General features: G+C 74.3%; 6 protein-coding genes. All 6 read right to left on the bottom strand.

The window, feature by feature from the left end; genetic code table 11:
• A partial coding sequence (locus HUX53_RS31020; protein ID WP_176406766.1) for a GvpL/GvpF family gas vesicle protein occupies positions 1-564 on the bottom strand: 564 nt, incomplete at its 3' end.
• Positions 561-950, bottom strand: a complete 390-nt coding sequence (locus HUX53_RS31015) for a gas vesicle protein (protein ID WP_176406768.1) — start codon at positions 948-950, stop codon at positions 561-563. The genes HUX53_RS31015 and HUX53_RS31020, both read right to left, overlap by 4 nt.
• A gap of 51 nt (positions 951-1001) precedes the next feature.
• Entirely contained in the window at positions 1002-1262 is a 261-nt protein-coding gene (gene gvpO, locus HUX53_RS31010; protein WP_176406765.1) for a gas vesicle protein GvpO, read from the bottom strand.
• Positions 1263-1274: 12 nt separating this feature from the next.
• Positions 1275-1526, bottom strand: coding sequence for a gas vesicle protein GvpG (locus tag HUX53_RS31005; RefSeq protein ID WP_176406767.1), 252 nt, complete (start codon positions 1524-1526; stop codon positions 1275-1277).
• A gap of 5 nt (positions 1527-1531) precedes the next feature.
• Entirely contained in the window at positions 1532-2320 is a 789-nt protein-coding gene (locus HUX53_RS31000) for a GvpL/GvpF family gas vesicle protein (protein WP_176406764.1), read from the bottom strand.
• On the bottom strand, positions 2317-2754 hold the full coding sequence (gene gvpJ, locus HUX53_RS30995; protein WP_176406763.1) for a gas vesicle protein GvpJ: 438 nt from the start codon (positions 2752-2754) through the stop codon (positions 2317-2319). The genes HUX53_RS31000 and gvpJ overlap by 4 nt, the downstream gene beginning before the upstream one ends.
• Positions 2755-2896 lie beyond the last annotated feature (142 nt).

Below are 2896 nucleotides of genomic sequence, written 5' to 3'. Positions count from 1 at the left end.
GGGCACGGCGTACCTGCGGCGCTCCTCCTGCCGGCGCCGCAGGTACGCCGTGCCCACGCCGCCCTCCGGCGCGGGTTGGGGGCCGGTAAGGGGCTCGGCCCTGGGCGCGAGCCCCCCACCGGGATCTGTGTCGCCGCCCGCGCCGGTCTCGCCGCGCAGGGTCTCGGGGGCGGCGTAGGCCTTCACGCCCCACTCCGACCGGCCGGAGATCAGGTCGAGGATCTCGGTGAACCGGGCGCCCTGCGCGGACAGGACCTCGGCGACGCGGGCGTCGTCGCGGTAGATCGTCGCGATCCGCACCGGTGCGGTCGGCGCGGCGTGCGCGGCCCGGTCCACCACGTCGTGGTGGGCGCGGGCGGTGGCCTCCAGCCACGCCAGGTCCTCCAGGTTGGCGCGCAGCGCCGCCTCCCCGTAGTCGGCGAGCGCGACGGTGCTGACCAGCGCGGTCAGCCCGCCCGCCGCGACGCCGCGGACGGGTGCGCCCGCGACGCCGGGAGCGCCGCCGAGGTCGGCCGGGTCCAGGCCGCGCGCCACCCCGTACAGGTAGACGGCGGTGCCGGTCATGATGTGGTCTCCTTCCCCCGCGCCGGGCGGGCCGCCTTCTTGGCGCCCGACCGGCCCGTGTCGGCGGTGTCGTCGGCCGGGCCGGCCTCCAGGGCGGCGAGGCGCTCGCGCAGCCGCCGGTTCTCCTCCCGCAGTTCGCGGTCGGCGTCCCGTTCGCCGTCCAGCTCGTTCTGCCGGGCCTTGGACGACAGCGACGGGTCGTGCTCCCACCAGTCGATGCCCATCTCCTTGGCCCGGTCCACCGACGCGACCAGCAGCCGCAGCTTGATGGTCAGCAGCTCGATGTCGAGCAGGTTCACCCGGATGTCCCCGACGATCACGATCCCCTTGTCGAGGATGCGCTCCAGCAGGTCGGCCAGGTTCGCGGAGGTCCGCTCACCGGCCATCGACCGTGCCGGGGACCGCTGCCCGGTCCAGGAGATCTCGCTCACTGCGTCTCAGTCCCTCTCCACTCGGCCGCGGGGATAGCGGCGGGCGCGGCGGTAGCCGACCAGCTCCCCGTCGGCGTCCACCTCGGTGTCGTAGCAGGCGAGGATGTCGGCGGAGTCGGGGATGCGGCGGGTCTCCACCACCTCCACCGCGACGCGCCAGCCGTCCTCGCCGGCGCGCTCGATGCCCACCACGCACTCGGCGCTGCGGCCGGTCATCGCGGTGACGTGCTCGACCGCGCGCTTGGCGGCCTCGGACGCGGACATCATCGGCGGCCTCCCCTACCCGCCGGCCTGGTAGCCGCGGGCGCGGCCCTCGTTCAGCCGGCGGATCAGCTCCTCCTCGCGGGCCGCGGCCTCCCCCTCGGTGATCTCACCGGCGGCCGCGTCGTCGGCGATCTCCTGCATCTCCGCGGCGATGCGCCCCGGGTCGTACAGCCGCGCCTCGGCCTGCTCGGTGAGGGTCTCGGCCAGCCACACCACGCCCTTGACGGGCGCGAGCGGCAGCGTCACCAGCCCGGTGAACAGCCCCATCGTCCTCACGACTCCGGGACGAAGTCGTAGGGCGGGAGCGGCCCGATGAGCCGGATGCGGATCCGGTCGGCGTGCGCCCGCCCGAGCTTCTCCACGGCCTGCTCGAACCGGTCGCGGCGGTCGGCGGAGACCAGGAACGAGGCGTCCAGGACGTCCTCCTCCCGGGCCGGGGTCTTGCGCGCGAACGCCTCCGCCGCCGGGGCCGCCCCGTCCAGCAGGACCTGCCCGTCGTGCTCGCGGCGCCGCTCCATCGCCTGCGCGATCAGCTCGCCGAGCCGGATCCGGTCGTAGTAGACGGCGTCGGCGGCGTCCGGCGGGACCTCCCGCAGCCGCCGCGACAGCTCGGCGATCTCCGGCTCGGCCGCCATGATCTCGCCGAGCACCTCGTCCTGGACGTAGGTGGCCTTCAGGCGCAGCTCGACGCGGCCCTCCAGCTCGTCCAGGACGCGGCCGAGGCGGCCGGAGTTGCCGGCCAGCAGCTCCTTCTCCACGGCGCCGCGGTCGGCGAGGGCCGCGCCGAACCGGAACGGCAGCACCACGGTCCCGGCGTCCACCAGCGCGTTCAGCACCCGCTGGTGGGCCACCAGGTCGGCGCGCTCGCCGAGCGCCCGGTCGGTGGGCAGGTCGCTGACGATCGCGGCGCACACGCCGCCGTCGCGCACCAGCGACACCGGCCGGTCGTCCAGCCCGTTCACGCCGGCGGGCAGTTCGGCGTCCGCGCGGGTCACCCCGTACACGTACTGCGGGACCCGGTCGCCGGGCTCCGGGCCGCCGGGGGGTTGCGGCGTGCTCATTCTTCCTCGTCCTCCTTCTTGCGGGACGAGCGGCTCCGCGCGGGCTGCTTCTCCTCGCCGTCGTCGCCGGAGTCGCCGTCGAAGCTCTCCTTCAGCCGCTCGCCCGCGCCCTCCAGGGCGCCGCGCGTCTTCTTCTTCGCGCCCGACTCCTGCATGCCCTCCACGAACTGCGGCAGCCCCTGGGAGGTACCGTCGTGGGCGATGTCGAGGCGGTTCACGGCCTCGGCGAACCGCAGGTAGGTGTCGACGCTGGCGACGACGATCCGCACGTCGATGGTGAGGATCTCGATCCCGACCAGCGACACCCGCGCGTACAGGTCGATGACCAGTCCCTTTTCCAGGATCAGGTCGACGACGTCGGCGAGGCTGCTGCTGGATCCGCCGCGCTGGACATAGTTGCTGCCCGAAGTCTGCTGGGCGATCGGCCCAGTCATGTCATCTCCTCTTTGGGGGGTCTGCTCTGGGGGTTTGGCACGCACCCCGGTGTACCCACACCGATCTCTCTAAACGGGCGATCCCGTTTCGGTCAGCCGCCGGTCAAGGGGGCGGCGGCGCGGCGGGCGGGCTGCCCGCACC

It is taken from the genome of Actinomadura sp. BRA 177 (assembly GCF_013372625.1).
Lineage (GTDB): Bacteria > Actinomycetota > Actinomycetes > Streptosporangiales > Streptosporangiaceae > Spirillospora.
This window is presented reverse-complemented; position numbering and strand designations above follow the sequence as displayed.

Bases quoted from the DNA above. Each gene is read 5' to 3' on its own strand.
- gvpO (WP_176406765.1), bottom strand. From the start codon at position 1,262: ATGATGTCCGCGTCCGAGGCCGCCAAGCGCGCGGTCGAGCACGTCACC.
- gvpJ (WP_176406763.1), bottom strand. From the start codon at position 2,754: ATGACTGGGCCGATCGCCCAGCAGACTTCGGGCAGCAACTATGTCCAG.
- HUX53_RS31005 (WP_176406767.1), bottom strand. From the start codon at position 1,526: ATGGGGCTGTTCACCGGGCTGGTGACGCTGCCGCTCGCGCCCGTCAAG.
- HUX53_RS31015 (WP_176406768.1), bottom strand. From the start codon at position 950: ATGGCCGGTGAGCGGACCTCCGCGAACCTGGCCGACCTGCTGGAGCGC.
- HUX53_RS31000 (WP_176406764.1), bottom strand. From the start codon at position 2,320: ATGAGCACGCCGCAACCCCCCGGCGGCCCGGAGCCCGGCGACCGGGTC.